The sequence below is a fragment of the Streptomyces sp. NRRL F-5123 genome (assembly GCF_000721495.1).
GTDB lineage: Bacteria > Actinomycetota > Actinomycetes > Streptomycetales > Streptomycetaceae > Actinacidiphila.
This window is the reverse complement of sequence record NZ_JOHY01000149.1, coordinates 1-1,369: the sequence shown is the minus strand read 5'-3', so window position 1 is coordinate 1,369 and position 1,369 is coordinate 1. Positions and strand designations below refer to the sequence as shown.

Genomic DNA, 1,369 nt, shown 5'->3' with positions numbered 1-1,369 from the left:
GGGTGTGTCCAGTTAACGGCTGATCTTGGTTGTTGGGGTTCAGTTGTTGGCCGGGGTGAGCCGGCCTTCGAAGGCGATCTGGAAGGCGTTCAGGGGTGCCTTCCAGCGCATCGTCCAGCGTTTGCGGCCCTTGCCGGTCGGGTCCAGGCTCATCAGTGCCATGTAGACGCATTTCAGAGCTGCGGCCTCGGTCGGGAAGTGCCCGCGTGCCCGAACGGCCTTGCGTATGCGGGCGTTGACGGACTCGATGGCGTTCGTCGAGCAGATGACGGTGCGGATCTCGACGTCGAAGGAGAGGAAGGGCACGAACTCGGCCCAGGCGTTCTCCCACAGGCTGATGATCGCCGGGTACTTCTTCCCCCAGGCGTCCTGGAACTCTGAGAAGCGTTCGGCCGCAGCGCTCTCGCTCGACGCGGTGTAGACGGGCTTGAGCGCCTTGGCGATCTTGTCCCAGTCCGCGCGCGAGGCGTATCGGAAGCTGTTGCGCAGGAGGTGGACGATGCACGTCTGCACAATCGTTCGAGGCCAGACCGTCTCGACCGCCTCGGGCAGCCCCTTCAGCCCGTCGCAGACCAGCATCAGCACGTCGTCCAGGCCGCGGTTCTTCAGCTCGGTGAACACCTGCAGCCAGTACTTCGCGCCCTCGCCGCCGTCGCCGGCCCAGATGCCCAGGATGTCCCGGGTGCCCTCGACGGTGACGGCCATGACGACGTAAACGGGCCGGTTGGCGACCTTCCCGTCCCTGATCTTCACGTTGATGGCGTCCACGAACAAAACGGGATAGACGCGGTCGAGCGGTCGGTTCTGCCATTCGGCCATGCCGTCCATCACCTGGTCGGTGATGGTGGAGATGGTCTGCTTGGAGACCTCGGCGCCGTAGATCTCGGCCAGATGCGCGGAGATCTCCCCGTGGGTGAGGCCCTTCGCGGACAGCGACAGCACCATCTCGTCCACACCCGTCAGCCGACGCTGCCGCTTCTTGACGATCTGCGGCTCGAAGCTGCCCTCCACATCCCGGGGCACTTTGACCTCGACCGGTCCGACATCCGTCAGCACGGTCTTCACCCTGGTGCCGTTGCGGCTGTTACCGCTGTTCCGGCCAGCTGCATCGTGCTTGTCATAGCCGAGGTGATCGGTGATCTCACCTTCCAGGGCGGACTCCAGCACCCGCTTGGTCAACTGCTGCAGCAGCCCGCCCGCACCGGTCAGCTGCACGCCCTCGCTCCGGGCCCGCTCGACCAGCATCGCGATCAACTGCTCGTCCGACGTGGCCGCACCGGCCAACTCAGGCACGGACTCGTGCTCGATCGTCATCTCACTCACTTGGCGTCTCCATGATCAACAGATCCGCCGTTTATTAGACACTCCC

General features: G+C 64.6%; 1 protein-coding gene. It reads right to left on the bottom strand.

Going from position 1 to position 1,369, the window contains the following annotated elements; all coding sequences use genetic code 11:
* Positions 1-39: 39 nt before the first annotated feature.
* Positions 40-1,245, bottom strand: coding sequence for an IS256 family transposase (locus tag IH54_RS0138585; RefSeq protein WP_234344285.1), 1,206 nt, complete (start codon positions 1,243-1,245; stop codon positions 40-42).
* Positions 1,246-1,369: the final 124 nt, after the last annotated feature.

Bases quoted from the DNA above. Each gene is read 5' to 3' on its own strand.
- IH54_RS0138585 (WP_234344285.1), bottom strand. From the start codon at position 1,245: ATGCTGGTCGAGCGGGCCCGGAGCGAGGGCGTGCAGCTGACCGGTGCG.